The organism is Acinetobacter sp. SM1B (assembly GCF_003289665.1).
Taxonomy (GTDB): Bacteria; Pseudomonadota; Gammaproteobacteria; order Pseudomonadales; family Moraxellaceae; genus Acinetobacter; species Acinetobacter schindleri.
Genome location: NZ_QMBM01000001.1, coordinates 919,921 through 935,341 on the forward strand (window position 1 = coordinate 919,921; position 15,421 = coordinate 935,341).

Genomic DNA, 15,421 nt, shown 5'->3' on the forward strand with positions numbered 1-15,421 from the left:
ATATCGTAAATAATATTCGATATTTTTAAAAATGAATGCATTTGAATTTAAAATTGTGGATAAGTGATTAATTTATGAATTTATAAAGTGTATTTAGAAGAGTAAGTTGTGGATAAAATAACCAGCTCAATAAAATCATCAATGAAAATCTTTATTTAAAAAAACAGGAGATATTCAACGGATGTGAATATCTCCTGTTTTTGAATTTAAACTGTAAAATTTTTAGGCTTTGCTATAAATGTTGGCCTGAATCCATAGATTGCCACGGATATATTGTCCGATACTAAAGTCTTTATGTGCTGGATTGCGCGTAGCAACACGGAGCAGGGTGGCAGGACGACCTTCATCATGAATCAGGGTGACATCATAAAGTGTGTATTCCTGATCCATAAATTGCATTGAAGTCTTACCGACAATATTGCCCTGGAACCAGGCTTCATCTTCCTGACCAATGGTTTCACCATAGAGGTAAGCCACCATTTTAGAGAAATCTACAGTAACCGGAGCTTTATCATCTTCAGATTTAGGTTCCCACGCATCAATCTGTTCCTGCAGATTTTCAGGTGCAACGCCATTGTTGGCTGCCAGAATATCATTCAGCGCACGGTGGTGCTTGATTGAAGCCGGATCATCGACAATCAGATGTTCATGTTCCGCTACAGGCTCGAGTTCATAAGCCCAGGCATTCAGATTCACCAGATAATTTTGATCTTTATCGTATTGTTTATGATTGACGCTATACAGACTGTCAAACGCATACACAATATTGTTCAGACCCAGATTCAGGCGTAATACGGCTTGAGTATTAGACTTGCAGCTGATAATCCGTTCAATTTGTGCCTTCACTTTATAAGGACTGTCGAAGCATGGAAAAGCGGTTTTCACAGCTTTGGGTTTATTGCTTTCCACCTCAATGATCTGGCTTAACTGCACAGTGGCCTTGCTCGGACCCTGAATCAGCCAGGTGTTTTCATCCATATCGCATTCTTGTTTGCAGAGACCCATCGGCATGACCGGGGCATCAAGTGCCTGAGTTAACCACTTCGGTACATCGGTACCTGGATTGTCTGTAAGGAGATTCCAGTGTTCAACATGACTACCGAAGTTTTGATCATCGATAGTGATGATCTCAGGACTATTTGAATTTTTCATATGCACAATTGATCTGGGATTGCTTATTTATAGTTAATCGAGGGTCATTCTGATTTTTCAAGTCAATCAGATGAATTTTAAAATTAAATTGCCATCAGATTCTTGTCAATTCTTATTCGCAGTCTAGAGATCAGCATAGTTGTAATTGTCCAAAGGGTGTACCAAACATGGTCATATCAAAAGGGTATAAAGAAAACCGGAACGATGAGCACTGCATTTGCTAGAATAGATGATATTCATTTCTATCCCGGACCCATGCGTGTTGCCATTTAAACTTTGGGTAGATGCCGATGCATTACCCCGTATTCTTAAAGATGTCATTATTCGCGCTTCAGACCGTTATCAGCTTGAAGTGACTTTTGTAGCAAACCAGCCTGTAGGGATCACTCCTTCAATTCGTATTAACTCGATTCAGGCACTCAGTGGTGCCGATGCGGCAGATCAGGAAATTGTAGATCGCATGAATGAACATGACATCGTGATTACCCAGGATATTCCGCTGGCGGCACAAGTCATTGAAAAAGGTGGTATTGCCATTCATCCACGAGGTGAAATCTATACCACGGCGAATGTCAAAGCGCGTCTGCATTTACGTGATTTTATGGATACGCTGCGTGGCGCAGGGGTACAAACTGGCGGACCGCCACCAATTTCTGAGCGTGATAAACGCGAGTTTTCCAGTTCACTCGATCAAACCATTCAAAAGCAAAAGCGTAAAACAGCTGCAAAATAACGAGAAAATTTTCAAATGCCCAAACAAAGTAACCTGATGGTAACCTATGCCTTACTGGTTTTCATCTGGTCCACCACACCACTGGCAATTGTCTGGAGTGTGGAAGATCTGCATCCAATGTGGGCATTGGCAATCCGGTTCTTTCTGGCTCTGCCTTTGGCTTTGGGACTACTTTGGCTGTTTAAAACCCGGTTACCATTTGATCGTGTTTCCTTGCACAGCTATCTGGCAGGGGCCTGCAGTTTTATCGGCTCGCAGACCTTTACCTATTGGTCTACAGACTATCTTAGCTCCGGTATCATTGCCCTGATGTTTGGTCTTTCACCTGTGATTTCCGGCCTGATTGGGCGCTTCATGTTTGGGATGCATCTTTCTCTCAATCAATGGCTAGGGATGACAATTGCCTTAACAGGACTTTCCATCATTTGTCTGGGGGATGCAGATCAGCATCTTCAACCAGTCGGGATTGTGATTGCGCTAATTGGTGTACTGGTTTATTGCATGTCTATGTATTGGGTGAAAAAGATTAATGCGCCAATTGACCCGATGGCACAGGCAGCAGGCTCGATTGGCTTGTCGGTAATCTTCTCTATCGGTATGCTGCCTTTTATCTGGCAATATGCGCCCACTGCCATGCCACATGCCAAGAGCCTATTTGGATTAGGGTATGCCGTGATAATGGCTTCGCTGATTGCGATGTTCTGTTATTTTAAACTGGTGCAGAAGATCAAACCGACTACCTTGTCGCTTACCAATGTATTGACACCGATGTTGGCACTAATGATAGGCGCTTTACTGAATAATGAAAAATTGCCCCTCATTGCTTTGGTGGGGGTCGTAATTTTATTGTCTGGTCTTGTTGTATATTTCCTGAAAGAAATTCGGGCGAGTATTCAGGCCCGTCATAAAAATCAATAATTTAGTCAGATTATGGAATTTCGTAAGCTTTCACACATTCGCTAATTTTTGCCCGGTCCTGTGGATGTAGAGTAATGAAATAAGCCCCAGTGCGGAATTGACCATTATCTTCGGCACGGCTATAAACCACTTGCGCTGTCGCTGCAATATGGAAGAAGTTCTCCGGATGGCTTAAGGTCAAGTGAATATAGGTGCCTTCCTTGATGAGATGTTTACTAAAAAAGCTTAAGCCAGACTCGGAAAAGTTCACATCTTCAGGGACAGGTAACATGCTCTGTACAATTGAATCGTATAAAGACCCGGTGATCAGGTTTAATTTTTGGTTAAATAAGGATAAGATTCGAGCAATTTGTTGATCTTTTTCAGCTAATTGTTCTAATTCGTAGTTGAGTGCATGATCAAATTGATCTAACTCAGCAAGTAGTAGAAAATAGCGGGGCAATATGAAATTAGCATCGTAAGGATCATTTAAGGCTACATCATCGGAAATAATCTGATAATTAATTCGTAAGGCAGCATCGATGCGTGACATGACACGTCTTTCAGTAACTCCATGCTGATGCTGTAAATTTTCCATAATTTATTACCTCGGACTAGATGGTTATGTTCAAACCAATCTCGCTGTACATAGGGTTGAAATATACTCGCGCACGGCGCAGTAACCACTTTATTTCTTTTATCGCTTTAGTCTCTATGATCGGCCTCACGCTTGGTGTGGCAGTCCTCATTACAGTACTGTCTGTAATGAACGGTTTTGATCGAGAATTAAAAAATCGTGTCTTAGGAATGATACCTCAAGCCACTGTTTCTTCAACACAAATTTTAACAAATTGGCCTGAACTTGCAAAAAAAATTGAACAACATGAACATGTTCAAGGTGTTGCTCCATTTACCCAGTTACAGGGAATGTTGACTGCGCAAGGGCAGGTTGCCGGGATCATGGTCACAGGAATCGAACCAGATTATGAAAAGAATGTTTCTATCATTCAAAATCATATGGTTGAAGGCAGTATCGATCAGCTGAAAAAAGGTGAGTTCGGAATTGTGCTGGGCAAGCAGATGGCAGACTCAATGGGGGTCGGTTTAAACGACAGTATTACCCTGGTATTGCCGGAAGCCACGCCGTCACCTGCTGGTGTAGTGCCACGCTTTAAGCGCTTTAATGTGGTCGGAATATTCAGCATTGGTGCAGAAGTAGATTCAATGATGGGCTATATAGCCCTGAATGATGCGGCAACTTTGCTGCGTCTGCCAGATGGTGCACAGGGGATCCGCATGAAGCTGGATGATATCTTCCTGGCACCGCAAGTTTCACGTGATATTGTCATGAATTTGCCAGCAAACTTCTATGCATCTGACTGGACTTATACTCACGGTAACCTGTTTAGTGCCATTCAGATGGAAAAGGCAATGGTGAGCTTGCTGCTGTTCCTGATTGTGTTGGTCGCAGCGTTTAATATTGTCTCCTCTCTGGTAATGGTGGTAACTGACAAGAAATCGGATATTGCCATTTTACGTACCTTAGGTGCTTCACCTGCAACGATTACCAAAATCTTTATGGTGCAGGGAACTGTCATTGGTGTGATTGGTACTTGTGCTGGTGCAATTCTGGGTATCGTTGCTGCGACTAGTATTAGTAGTCTGGTGGGCTGGCTGAACAATACTTTGGGTCTGCATATGTTTGATGCCTACTTCATTAACTACTTGCCGTCTTATCTACGCTGGCAGGATGTAGTGCTGATTGTTGTGTTGTCATTGGTCTTAAGTTTTGTAGCAACAATCTATCCTGCGCTACGTGCAGCGAAGATTCAGCCTGCGGAGGCATTACGTTATGAGTAATATCATTCTAGATGCCCAGAATATTCAAAAATCTTTTACCGATGGTAAATCTACAGTTGAAGTGATCCGTGGTCTGTCTTTGCAGGTGCAGGCGGGTGAATTTGTTTCAATTGTTGGTTCAAGTGGTTCAGGCAAAAGTACTTTGCTGCATGTGCTCGGTGGTTTAGATCGTCCAACTTCGGGTCACGTGATGGTGAACGGCCAGCGTTTTGATACGCTGTCTGAAGCTGAGCGTGGTTATGTGCGTAATGAGCACTTGGGCTTTGTCTATCAGTTCCACCACCTTCTGCCTGAGTTTACCGCGCTTGAAAATGTCGCGATGCCACTGATGCTACGTAAGGGCAGCAAATTTAAGGAAGTGAAACAGCAAGCTGAGTATCTGCTGGAACGTGTGGGCCTAAGTCATCGTTTAACCCATAAACCGGGCGAGTTGTCTGGTGGTGAACGCCAGCGTGTGGCCTTGGCGCGTGCCTTAGTGGGGAAACCAAAATTGATGATGGCCGATGAACCGACCGGGAATCTGGATCGTAAAACTGCGGTAAAAATATTTGAGCTACTGACCGAATTACGTCAGGAGTTCAATATGGCCATGTTGATCGTAACCCATGATGAGCAATTGGCTCAGTCAGCAGACCGTATTCTGCATATGCAGGATGGGTTATGGGTGAATGACTGATATTGTCTTAAAAATATTGGAATAATCCTCTTTGATTGAAGCTCACTCCGGTGGGCTTTATTATTGCGTCATAAAATAACAATAAAAAGAAAAATCATGCTGCAATGGCTAGGTGTAGGCTGGATTCTTGGCTTGACAACAATGGGGTGGAGTAAAGCTGAATACCAGTTATCAGCAGGATCAGTCTGCCTGATTATGCTGGTATGGCTGCTTATCTACCGGGTCATCCATTTAAGGCTGCATCATGTTTATCTACGTTTTATTTCTATTTTATTTTCCTTAAGTCTGAGCTTTTTATTAGGGCAGGGCTTTGCCAATCATGCTCTTGATCAGCGATTGCAATTTATCGAGAAAGAAGTTGGGCAGCGAGAAGTTATCGTTTATATCTCCCGGCTCAACAAAATAAATACCGCCAGTATTCAGCAACCCTTACAGGTATTACAGCCGAATGGGACGCTAGTGCAGTGGCTGGGTTCTGTTAAGCAGGAAAGACCAGTGCAGGCTGCGTCTAATATGTCAAATCAGCTACAGCTGGGGCAGTATTACCGACTGATTGGTGAGATACGACCGGCACATGCCTATGCCACGCCTGGTGCATTCGATGTGGAGAAATGGTATCTCGAACAAAACCTGATGGCAGGATTTCGTATTCAACAGATTCAGCCTTTCACCCAGCAGGAAGTTTATGCACTCGGTTTTAGCCAGCATTTACGCCAACAGCAAAGTTTAAGATCCTCGCTACTTCTTTGGATTGAACAAAAACGATTAGAGTTAAGAGTATTTATTTACCAACAGCCAATACGAAACAAAGGGTTGATGTTGGCTCTGCTAACGGGAGATGAGAGTTTACTGGATCCAGCAATTGAACAGCAGTTTCGCCGTTTTGGTATGAGTCACCTGCTGGCAATTTCGGGGCCGCATGTAGTGATTTTTGCACTGATATTCTGTGCGAGTTTACAGTTTTTGACAGCAAGGATTTTTCCAGCTCTTTATCTGAAATGGCCCAGACAATATTACCTGAGTATACCTTTTTTACTTTGTGTCTTGCTGTACTGCGCCTTTGTGGGTTTTGAAATTCCGGCCTTACGTACCTTGTTGATCTGTGTGATGATCACGGCCAGTATCTGGTTAAGGCAGTATGTGCAACCTTTAAAGTTACTGATCTTAAGTGCAGCAATATTACTGTTACTGGATCCTTTTAGTATTTTGTCCGCAGCCTTCTGGTTGTCTTATGGTGCCTGTTTTGTCTTGCTGCGAATTTATCAGACCATACAGCGACAACCACGAGATGTAATCCAAAGTCCAGGACAACGTATATATTTTGCAGTAAAAGTTTTAGTTGAATCTCAGTGGAAAATTTTTGTCGCCTTATTTCCCTTAATGATTATTTTCTTTAAACAGCTGGCCTGGATCGCACCATTGAGTAATTTGTTCGCGATTCCATGGATTGGTCTACTTATTGTGCCACTGGATATTATTGCCGCTCTATTTTTCTTCATTGCGGAACCATTCGCGGCACTGATCTTTCAAATGAACGATCTGATGATCAGTATGTTACTTGGTTTTTTAAATCTACTGGATCATCTGTTTTCACCTGAACTGATCCCGGTCGCAATGACACCATGGCTACTGATATTGAGTGTAGTTATTCTTGTAATTCTTTTTATACCGCGTGGAGCGGTACCCAAGTCATGGGCAGCGTGTGGACTGGTCCCCATCATGGCAATACCGCTTTATCATTCGCCATTTCAATTGCATGTGCTGGATGTGGGGCAGGGTCAAAGCATCTTTATCCGTCAAGGCCAACATAACATGATGGTGGATACTGGTGGTAATTATGATGAAAGTCGTTTTAGTATCGGTGAGCAGATTATTCTTCCATTTCTATCCGTGCAGGGAATATCTAAGCTTGATCAGCTGGTATTGACCCATTTGGATCAGGATCATAGTGGAGCTTATATGCATATCCGTGATCAACTTAAGGTTTCAGAGCTTATCGCCAGTGAACAGCCTGAACTGAATGAAAGTACTCAATTTAAATTATGTCAGCAGGGACAGTCCTGGAACTGGAATGAACAGGTTTATTTTCAGGTGTTATCACCGCGGTCAGACTCACTTAATCAGTTTAAACCTGATAAAAATGAAAATTCCTGTGTTATCCATATACAAGTTAAAGATGCCTGGCCTTATCAGCATTTTTTACTGATGGGCGATACAGGCTGGCAAACTGAGTTTCATTTGCTAAGAGATTATCCGGATTTAAAAGTCGATGTGTTGATCTTGGGGCATCATGGTAGCCAGCACAGTTCAGCCTATCAGTTTTTACAGCATTACCGCCCCAAAATCGCGATTGCTTCTGCTGGGCGATTTAATCGTTATGGCCATCCCAGTCGATTGACTCAAGCACGATTACAAGCTTTAAATATTCCACTGTTAAGTACGCCAGAGCACGGTAGCGTCGAGTTTTTTATTAAAGAACAACAGATACACCTTGCATCTTATCGATCTAAATATAGATGGTTGCAGAGAGAAAATCTTAAGATTCAATAGCTGTATTCGTATTTAAAGTCTGTAAAGTTTCTGCTGCAAGTTTTGCCTGTTCGTCCTGATAAGCCTGGCGCAGATCATTAATTTTAGCCAGTGCTTCATCCTGTGGAATGCGATAAATGGTGCCGCCCAGAGACTCATGCGCTTTAAAGCGTTTATAGCTCCAATGGTAGTGCTCCGGGTAACGATGAATCAGTTCTTCCATTTTCTTGAAAATAATCTCGGTACCCTGATTCGGGGTAGAGTTATAGATTTGCTCATCGAGTGGCTCGAAGAATACATCAAAGCCTCCTTCAGTATTACGCATTGCAAAAAGGAACAGGCATTTTGCCTTGGTCTTTTGAATCAGTTTGGCGCTGAGGTTGCTTGAGCTGAGTGGTACACCAAAAAAAGGAATATATTCACCGCCTGCAGTTGGGGTATGGTCTGGAAGAATCACTGTCGTGCCGCCTTGTTTCAAGGCTTTAAAAATCTGACGAACGCCTGTTTCATCGGTGGGTAATAAGGTAGCCTGCTCACGACTCCGTGCCTCACGAACAAAGTTATCCACGGCAGGATCTTTGACCGGCTTGTACATAATGCTCATTTGAGTAAATTGAGCAATATAAGCATTCATGATTTCCCAGGTACCAAAATGCGGCACAATCAGTACCAGCCCTTTATTTGCTGCAAGTGCTTCCTTAAGTAAATGTTGTCCTTCTACATGATGGATACGTTGAAGATTTTTTTCATTGCTCGAGCCCCAAATACTAAAAAACTCAAAATAAGACATCAATTCATTCCGGATTGAGGCACGCGTAATCTCTTCACGTTGCTGCTCTGAAAGCTCCGGAAGTGCAATTTTCAGATTAAAGCGAATAGTTTCTGAGGTCTTGGAAGTCTTCAATAGATTTACAATGCCCGCAAGACTGCTTGCCATCAATCTCGTAATTGGGAGCGGAAGTCGGCTGACGAATTTAAGCAAACCATAGGTTGAATTCTTTGAGCTTTGTGCAGTCATTGAATTGATATTAAGAGCAATGGGAAGGAATAATTGAAATTTATTATAGGATAAAACTACTGGTTTAGACAGAAATACTCAAATCGGTGTATATAATGGGCACAATATAATTATGTGTTGGATTGTTTATGTCCGATTGGCCACCAAAACCTGAAAATCAAATACAAAATACGCCACAACCTCAGCAACCGACAGGACCTGAGTGGAAACTGCTTGAAAAAGCGGTACTTGCCTCTGTAGAAGAGCAGCGCCGCGCACGTCGTTGGGGGATCTTCTTTAAATTCCTGACGTTTGCCTATTTGCTGTTTATTATCCTTGCCATGGGCAAAAGCTGCAGTACAGCATCGACTGATGCCACTAAAACTTCAGATGAGCATCTGGCGGTGGTTGATATTATTGGCACGATTGCATCAGACAAGCAAAGTGTGAATAGTAACAACACCATCAAGTCGCTGAAGAAAGCTTATGCAAGTAAGCAGGCGAAAGCAGTGGTTCTGAATATCAATTCTCCAGGTGGTTCACCAGTGCAATCTGATGAAATCTGGCAGGAAATTCAGTACCTGAAAAAGCAGTATCCGCAGAAAAAGCTGTATGCTGTAATTGGTGATACTGGCGCTTCGGGTGCTTATTATATTGCTTCTGCTGCAGATGAAATTATTGTCAATCCATCGAGTCTGGTCGGTTCAATTGGCGTGATCATGCCGAACTATGGCGTGAGTAACCTGATGCAGAAACTGGGCGTGGAAGACCGTACCATGACTTCGGGTGAAAATAAGGCACTACTTTCGATGACCCAGCCAGTTGATGCTGCACAGAAAGCCCATGTTCAAGGTGTGTTGGATAATGTGCATGCTCACTTTATCAATGCAGTGAAACAAGGTCGTGGAGCAAAGCTTAAATCAACTGATCCTGCAATTTTCTCTGGTCTGTTCTGGACGGGTGAACAGGCAGTACAATTAGGTATTGCTGACCGTACCGGTAGCTTACAAACCTTGAAGCGTGAACTGAAAACTGATAAAGCCTTGAACTACACCGTTGAATACAGCCCATTTGAGTCTATCTTAGGTCGTATGGGGGCTTCCCTAGGCGAAGGTATTGCCAGCTCGGTCGCTCAGAAACTCAGTACTGAAAGTCAGACCAAACTGCAATGAAGCCAATTATTCATTTTGCGCACGCCAATGGCGTGCCTTCTCGTGTCTATCAGAAACTGTTTGATGGACTAAAAGATGAGTATGACATTATCTATGTGCCGTTGCTGGGTCCAGATAAACGTTATCCGATTGATAATCATTGGAATAGCCTGACCCAGCAAGTGATCGACAGTATCGTACGCCAAGCGCAAGGTCGCCAGGTGATTGGTCTGGGGCATTCGCTAGGTGGAGCCTTAACCATGATGGCTGCTCGTCAACGGCCTGAACTGTTCAAGCAGGTGATCATGCTGGACCCACCTTTGATTATGGGACCATCTTCATTGATGCTGCATATGGCAAAAGTGTTAAAGCTAAAGGCTGTGGATACGATGTCACCCGCTGCTTTGTCTTTACGCCGTCGTGATCATTGGAAATCCCGTGAGCAGGCAGCAGAATTACTACGTTCAAAGGGCTTTTATAAAGATTTTGATCAGGATTGTTTTCAAGCCTATATTGATCATGCCTTGAAAGATGACCCAGTGCGGGGTGGGGTTGAGCTGACCATTCCCAAAATGGATGAAGTGAATATCTTTCGTACCAATCCATCCTTATGGTGGTTACCGCAAGCAAAGGTCAAACTGCCGATGCATCTTGTTGTAGGTGATGAAAGCCTGTTTCATAAAAGACAGTTTCCAAGATTGGTCCAGAAGAAATTTGGTATTCCCTTTACGGTAACGCCAGGTGGACACATGTTTCCTTTAGAAAGACCGTATGAAGTCGTTGGTCTGATCAAGCAGCTCATCGCAGAGCAGTCTTTAAAGTAAAAAAAGTGAAGCATAAAAAAACGCATCCGGGGATGCGTTTTTTTATGCAGTGTATTCTTTAGAATTTGCAGAATTGAACCGGTTCCTGCATCAACTCACCGCGATACATTACGCCAGCAGCAGTATGCTGAATCGTACCAGTACAGATCCATTCCACCACTTGCGGGTAAATCAGATGTTCCAGTACATGCACGCGCTGAGCTAAAGTATGTGTTGTATCTTGATGAGATACTTTTAAAATACCTTGAGCCAAGGCCTGACCGGCATCCAATTCAGCGGTTACATAATGTACGGTACAGCCGTGCAGGGTATCCCCAGTATTCAGCACCCGTTGATGCGTGTGCATACCTTTGTAATTCGGCAAGAGAGAAGGATGGATGTTCACCATTTTACCTTCCCAGGCTTTAACAAATTTTTCACTTAAAATTCGCATAAAGCCTGCCAGTACTACTAAATCCACATCCCAATCTAACAGTTGTTGATGCATCACATCATCAAAAGCTTCACGATTCGGATACTGCTTGTGTTCAATGACTGCAGTCTGAATTCCAGCTTTTTGCGCACGCGCTAAAGCATAAGCTTCAGGCTTGTTGGAAATTACGCCGACAATTTGCCCTGACAGATTGGCATCAATCAGGGCTTGCAGGTTAGATCCACTGCCTGAAACAAGAACAGCAATTTTAATCATGCGATTATGCGAAGATCACACGGATTTTTTCATCAGCGCCTTCTACAGACTCGGCATTGTCCGCAATGTGACCCATCGTCCATGCTTTTTCGCCAAGGCTGTTCAGTACGTCTACAGTCTTGTCTGCATCTGCTGCGTCAACAACAAGTACCATACCTACGCCGCAGTTAAATGTACGATACATTTCAAACTGTTCTACACCACCTTCGCGTTGAAGAAGCTTGAATAGTTCAGGCCATTCCCAAGAAGACTCATTCACAACTGCTTGAGCCCCGTTTGGAAGTACGCGAGGCAGGTTACCTGGCAAACCACCACCAGTGATGTGTGCCATTGCATGCACATCTACCTGTTTAAGCAATTCAAGAATCGGTTTTACATAAATACGTGTTGGTTCCATTGCTACGTCAGCAAGTAGTCGACCATCGATGATCTGGTTTAAATCAACGTTTTTCACGTCAAGAATTTTACGAAGTAGTGAGTAACCATTTGAGTGTGCACCTGAAGATGCAACACCAACTAGCACATCGCCTGCTTTAACTTTAGAGCCATCAATAATTTTACTTTGCTCAACAACACCCACACAGAAACCTGCAAGGTCGTAGTCTTCACCTTCATACATGCCTGGCATTTCAGCAGTTTCACCGCCAACCAATGCACAACCAGCAAGTTCACAGCCAGCACCAATGCCAGTAACAACATTTGCTGCGACATCAACATTCAAGTGACCAGTTGCATAGTAATCCAGGAAGAACAGTGGTTCAGCACCACAAACGAGAAGGTCGTTTACACACATTGCAACCAGATCCTGACCAATTGTGTCATGACGGTTCAAATTCAATGCTAAACGTAATTTTGTACCAACACCATCAGTGCCAGATACGAGAACAGGTTCTTCATAACCTTTAGGGATTTTACAAAGTGCACCAAAGCCACCAAGACCGCCCATAACTTCAGGACGTTTAGTGCGCTTAGCGACGGACTTGATTCGGTCGACTAACGCGTCTCCCGCTTCAATATCGACACCTGCATCTTTGTAGCTTAAACCAGTGTTTGGGGTAGAAGTTGAGTTGCTCATAATGAAGTCTCCGCATTCGCGGCGCTGATTATACCCGAATATACGAAACTCTTATGTTATTTATGTCCTAAAATGCTATCTTTATTCAAATATTTTACTTTTTATAATGATTAATAGAGAAAAGGCAAGACTTTATGGTAGATCGTACCTTACGTCGCATTTTTATCTTGGCTGGTATCGCCTTGATTATTTGGGTGTTATACCTGCTTAAGCCTGTTGTTGTTCCATTTGTCGGCGCATTTTTTATCGCCTATTTATTTAGTCCTTTGGTTGATCGTTTACATCGTATTGGTCTGCCGCGCTGGCTCTCTATCAGTATTGTTTTTATCGGGATCGGGGTGGTGCTGACCCTAGCCATGTGGTACTTGGTGCCGTTGGTGTGGAAACAGTTAATGTATGCCCGCGACAGCATTCCTGCTGGAATTCACTGGGTCAATTATACTTTCCTGCCATGGTTGTCTGATACCTTTAATCTCGTGCCAATGGAAATTGACACCAATCAGATTTCCAGTGTGGTCATGGATTATGTCCAGACCAATTATAGTGCCGACAGCATTCAGGCAATGGCCTTGAAATTGGCACAATCTGGCATTAGTTTTATTCAGATTGGTGGAACGATTGTTCTTGTTCCCATCATTGCTTTTTATTTCCTGCTCGACTGGGAACGCATGCTCGACAGCATGCGCCGACTCATTCCACGTCCATACGAGCGTAGTACTTTGGAAGTTGTTGGTGAATGTCACGAAGTTTTGGGTGCATTTGTGAAAGGACAATTTCTGGTCATGGTATTACTAGGCGTTGTTTATGCCGTCGGTTTACAATTGATTGGCCTGGAAATCGGTCTGATCATCGGGATGGTCGCAGGCCTGTGTAGTATTATCCCGTATCTGGGTTTTGCAGTTGGGATTATTGCAGCAGTAGTGGCGACTTTATTCCAGTTTGGAATTGACTGGTGGCAACTGGTTCTAGTGGGTATTGTATTCATGGTAGGTCAGGCAGTAGAAGGCTATATCCTGCAGCCATTCCTGCTTGGCGATAAAATAGGTCTGTCACCAGTTGCTGTGGTATTTGCCGTATTGGCAGGTGCTCAACTGGCAGGATTCCTGGGTATGCTGATTGCCTTGCCAGTCGCTGCGGTGATCGTTGTATTGCTGCGTCATGCCCGTGAATTCTATGAAAAAAGTGCACTCTACGATAATAGAACCCTCATCATCCAAAAAGCCTCTACTGGCTCTATCAATATTGAAACCCCTAATGTAGATGTAGATATTGACCTGAAATCGCCTCATGAGAAAGCACTGCAAGCAGATGAAAAATCGAGTAAGATTGAACAAACCCAGCTTAAAGATGGATAGGCCAAAAAATAGATATGCGTCAATTGCAACTTGATATTGAACCCCAGCTCGATGCCCGAATCAGTGATTTTTCGGGTCCGGGATGGGGGCATGTAATTGATGCGATTCGCCAGCTCCATGCGGGTCTGATTAATCGTTTTTATGTCTATGGTGGTGCTGGAACAGGTAAGAGTCATTTACTTTCTGCGATTTGTGATTCTTACTTAGAAGTGGGGAAAACTGCAATTCAGGTCTCTTTATTGGAACTTTTGGATGCACCTACAGAAGCCATTACCTCACTTGACCGCTATGATCTGGTAGCTTTAGATGATATTGAAGCGATTAGTGGCGTACCCCACTGGCAAAAGGCAGTTTTTCACTTAATTAATTATAATAATGAAGGCGGTGGTCAGCTGGTCTTTTCTTCAAGGTTTGCTCCGATTGAACTTAAGCTGGAATTACCGGATTTACAGTCTCGTTTGACCCAGGCGGTAAGTACGCGCGTTCCGAACGGAAGTCTTTATGCTGACCGTTTTGCTTTAGTATCATCAGTATTGGATAGACGTGGGATTCATCTGGATCAGCAAATTTTTGATTACCTGCTGAGTCATGGTCCGCATCAGACCTCAGTACTTTTACAAACACTTGAACAAATTATTCAACTTTTAAAGGGCGAGAAACTCAAAGTGAGTAATGCTAATTTAAGGCAGATTTATGCATTGATTGACGAATATCGATAAATAATAAAAATTCTTGAGTAATTACTCAAGTTATGACAGATTAGAGCAAAATAATTCAAATATCGCTAGGATGATGCGATTTTAGAATAAAAAGAAAGAATATAAGAAATTAGGAGAAGGTCATGCTCAAGAAGAGCTTAGGCATTGCTTTGCTATGTATTATGGGGCAGGCATACAGTGCTGAAATTGTCGTCACTACCACTGAAGATATCGTCAGGGATGATAAAGAATGTTCCCTACGTGAGGCTGTACAATATATTAATCAGGGGATGGATAAGCCTTATCTGGGCTGTGGGGATGACAAGCCTGTTCCTGTTATCAAGTTAAAAGAGAAGGAAATTTATAAGCTAAATTCTCCATTACAAATAATACGCTCCATGTATATCCATACCACCTATGAAAAGAAGATGGGGGATAATCTAGAGGATGGTTTGAGCAATGCAACTATAAGAATTATGGACAATCTGCCTGCTAATACCTTGGGCGGAATTTTCAATATTGCTAATTCTGAAACAGTTTCAGAAAAAAATCAGACCGTATCTGTCAGACTGCGTGAAGTTACACTAGAAGGATGTGGTGTTATCAGTTGTAAAGTGAGCAAAGGGGGCTTAATTTATAACCAAGGTAAGCTCACCCTAGAGTATGTGAAATTACATCGCGGTATGGCCAACGATGGAGGCGCAATTTATATCGCTGGCATAAATAAGACCGATCAAACGGCTTTGTTGCACAAACCTATCTGTAAAGGCTTTTTTAGCGATATAA

The 15,421-nt window shown here is 43.0% G+C and carries 15 protein-coding genes; 10 read left to right on the forward strand and 5 right to left on the reverse strand.

Features of this window, described 5'->3' with window-relative positions:
* Positions 1 to 222: 222 nt before the first annotated feature.
* Positions 223 to 1,152: a hypothetical protein gene (locus C8322_RS04340; protein WP_111810404.1), complete on the reverse strand. Its 930-nt coding sequence runs from the start codon at positions 1,150 to 1,152 to the stop codon at positions 223 to 225.
* A gap of 229 nt (positions 1,153 to 1,381) precedes the next feature.
* Between C8322_RS04340 and C8322_RS04345 the strand changes: the two genes are divergently transcribed.
* Entirely contained in the window at positions 1,382 to 1,885 is a 504-nt protein-coding gene (locus tag C8322_RS04345) for a YaiI/YqxD family protein (RefSeq protein WP_171334344.1), read from the forward strand.
* 15 nt (positions 1,886 to 1,900) lie between these two features.
* Positions 1,901 to 2,803 (forward strand): DMT family transporter, encoded by a 903-nt coding sequence (locus C8322_RS04350; protein ID WP_111810405.1) that lies wholly within the window; start codon positions 1,901 to 1,903, stop codon positions 2,801 to 2,803.
* A gap of 10 nt (positions 2,804 to 2,813) precedes the next feature.
* Here the strand turns inward: C8322_RS04350 and C8322_RS04355 are convergent, their stop codons facing one another.
* Positions 2,814 to 3,380, reverse strand: coding sequence for a PilZ domain-containing protein (locus C8322_RS04355; RefSeq protein ID WP_111810406.1), 567 nt, complete (start codon positions 3,378 to 3,380; stop codon positions 2,814 to 2,816).
* A gap of 26 nt (positions 3,381 to 3,406) precedes the next feature.
* On the opposite strand from C8322_RS04355, the gene C8322_RS04360 reads away from it, so the two are divergent.
* The 3 genes from C8322_RS04360 (at position 3,407) to C8322_RS04370 (ending at position 7,868) form a co-directional block, all read left to right on the forward strand.
* Positions 3,407 to 4,642 carry a lipoprotein-releasing ABC transporter permease subunit gene (locus C8322_RS04360; protein ID WP_111810407.1) on the forward strand — a complete coding sequence of 412 codons (1,236 nt, stop codon included), beginning with the start codon at positions 3,407 to 3,409 and terminating at the stop codon, positions 4,640 to 4,642.
* A complete protein-coding gene (gene lolD / locus C8322_RS04365; protein WP_111810408.1) occupies positions 4,635 to 5,318 on the forward strand; it encodes a lipoprotein-releasing ABC transporter ATP-binding protein LolD in 684 nt (227 codons plus the stop codon). The genes C8322_RS04360 and lolD overlap by 8 nt, the downstream gene beginning before the upstream one ends.
* Positions 5,319 to 5,414: 96 nt before the next feature.
* Positions 5,415 to 7,868, forward strand: coding sequence for a DNA internalization-related competence protein ComEC/Rec2 (locus C8322_RS04370; RefSeq protein ID WP_111810409.1), 2,454 nt, complete (start codon positions 5,415 to 5,417; stop codon positions 7,866 to 7,868).
* Here the strand turns inward: C8322_RS04370 and C8322_RS04375 are convergent.
* The gene (locus C8322_RS04375) at positions 7,855 to 8,865 is read right to left on the reverse strand and encodes a lysophospholipid acyltransferase family protein (protein WP_108675381.1); all 1,011 of its coding nucleotides are present in this window, start codon (positions 8,863 to 8,865) and stop codon (positions 7,855 to 7,857) included. The two genes, C8322_RS04370 and C8322_RS04375, sit on opposite strands and share 14 nt — an antisense overlap.
* A gap of 128 nt (positions 8,866 to 8,993) precedes the next feature.
* On the opposite strand from C8322_RS04375, the gene sppA reads away from it, so the two are divergent.
* Positions 8,994 to 10,016: a signal peptide peptidase SppA gene (gene sppA / locus C8322_RS04380; protein ID WP_004815079.1), complete on the forward strand. Its 1,023-nt coding sequence runs from the start codon at positions 8,994 to 8,996 to the stop codon at positions 10,014 to 10,016.
* On the forward strand, positions 10,013 to 10,819 hold the full coding sequence (locus C8322_RS04385) for an alpha/beta fold hydrolase (RefSeq protein WP_108675380.1): 807 nt from the start codon (positions 10,013 to 10,015) through the stop codon (positions 10,817 to 10,819). The genes sppA and C8322_RS04385 overlap by 4 nt, the downstream gene beginning before the upstream one ends.
* Before the next feature lie 58 nt (positions 10,820 to 10,877).
* On the opposite strand, the gene purN is transcribed toward C8322_RS04385, so the two are convergent.
* Together purN and purM are read right to left on the reverse strand one after the other, a co-directional pair.
* On the reverse strand, positions 10,878 to 11,507 hold the full coding sequence (gene purN, locus C8322_RS04390; protein WP_108675379.1) for a phosphoribosylglycinamide formyltransferase: 630 nt from the start codon (positions 11,505 to 11,507) through the stop codon (positions 10,878 to 10,880).
* A 4-nt stretch (positions 11,508 to 11,511) separates the two neighbouring features.
* Entirely contained in the window at positions 11,512 to 12,582 is a 1,071-nt protein-coding gene (gene purM / locus C8322_RS04395) for a phosphoribosylformylglycinamidine cyclo-ligase (RefSeq protein WP_108675378.1), read from the reverse strand.
* A gap of 134 nt (positions 12,583 to 12,716) precedes the next feature.
* Here purM and cxpE point away from each other — a divergent pair, with 134 nt between their 5' ends.
* The 3 genes from cxpE to C8322_RS04410 all read left to right on the forward strand — a co-directional run.
* Complete coding sequence (gene cxpE / locus C8322_RS04400) at positions 12,717 to 13,937, forward strand: chloramphenicol efflux transporter CxpE (RefSeq protein WP_111810410.1); 1,221 nt, start codon at positions 12,717 to 12,719, stop codon at positions 13,935 to 13,937.
* Between the two features lie 14 nt (positions 13,938 to 13,951).
* Positions 13,952 to 14,656, forward strand: a complete 705-nt coding sequence (hda, locus tag C8322_RS04405; RefSeq protein WP_004815088.1) for a DnaA regulatory inactivator Hda — start codon at positions 13,952 to 13,954, stop codon at positions 14,654 to 14,656.
* A 122-nt stretch (positions 14,657 to 14,778) separates the two neighbouring features.
* On the forward strand, positions 14,779 to 15,421 hold a 643-nt coding region (locus tag C8322_RS04410; protein WP_146747332.1), incomplete at its 3' end, for a CSLREA domain-containing protein.

Coding starts and splice junctions, on each gene's coding strand:
- C8322_RS04370 (WP_111810409.1), top strand. CDS start 5,415: ATGCTGCAATGGCTAGGTGTAGGCTGGATTCTTGGCTTGACAACAATG.
- C8322_RS04375 (WP_108675381.1), bottom strand. CDS start 8,865: ATGACTGCACAAAGCTCAAAGAATTCAACCTATGGTTTGCTTAAATTC.
- C8322_RS04340 (WP_111810404.1), bottom strand. CDS start 1,152: ATGAAAAATTCAAATAGTCCTGAGATCATCACTATCGATGATCAAAAC.
- C8322_RS04385 (WP_108675380.1), top strand. CDS start 10,013: ATGAAGCCAATTATTCATTTTGCGCACGCCAATGGCGTGCCTTCTCGT.
- cxpE (WP_111810410.1), top strand. CDS start 12,717: ATGGTAGATCGTACCTTACGTCGCATTTTTATCTTGGCTGGTATCGCC.
- hda (WP_004815088.1), top strand. CDS start 13,952: ATGCGTCAATTGCAACTTGATATTGAACCCCAGCTCGATGCCCGAATC.
- C8322_RS04355 (WP_111810406.1), bottom strand. CDS start 3,380: ATGGAAAATTTACAGCATCAGCATGGAGTTACTGAAAGACGTGTCATG.
- C8322_RS04360 (WP_111810407.1), top strand. CDS start 3,407: ATGTTCAAACCAATCTCGCTGTACATAGGGTTGAAATATACTCGCGCA.
- C8322_RS04345 (WP_171334344.1), top strand. CDS start 1,382: ATGATATTCATTTCTATCCCGGACCCATGCGTGTTGCCATTTAAACTT.
- lolD (WP_111810408.1), top strand. CDS start 4,635: ATGAGTAATATCATTCTAGATGCCCAGAATATTCAAAAATCTTTTACC.
- C8322_RS04350 (WP_111810405.1), top strand. CDS start 1,901: ATGCCCAAACAAAGTAACCTGATGGTAACCTATGCCTTACTGGTTTTC.
- sppA (WP_004815079.1), top strand. CDS start 8,994: ATGTCCGATTGGCCACCAAAACCTGAAAATCAAATACAAAATACGCCA.
- purM (WP_108675378.1), bottom strand. CDS start 12,582: ATGAGCAACTCAACTTCTACCCCAAACACTGGTTTAAGCTACAAAGAT.
- purN (WP_108675379.1), bottom strand. CDS start 11,507: ATGATTAAAATTGCTGTTCTTGTTTCAGGCAGTGGATCTAACCTGCAA.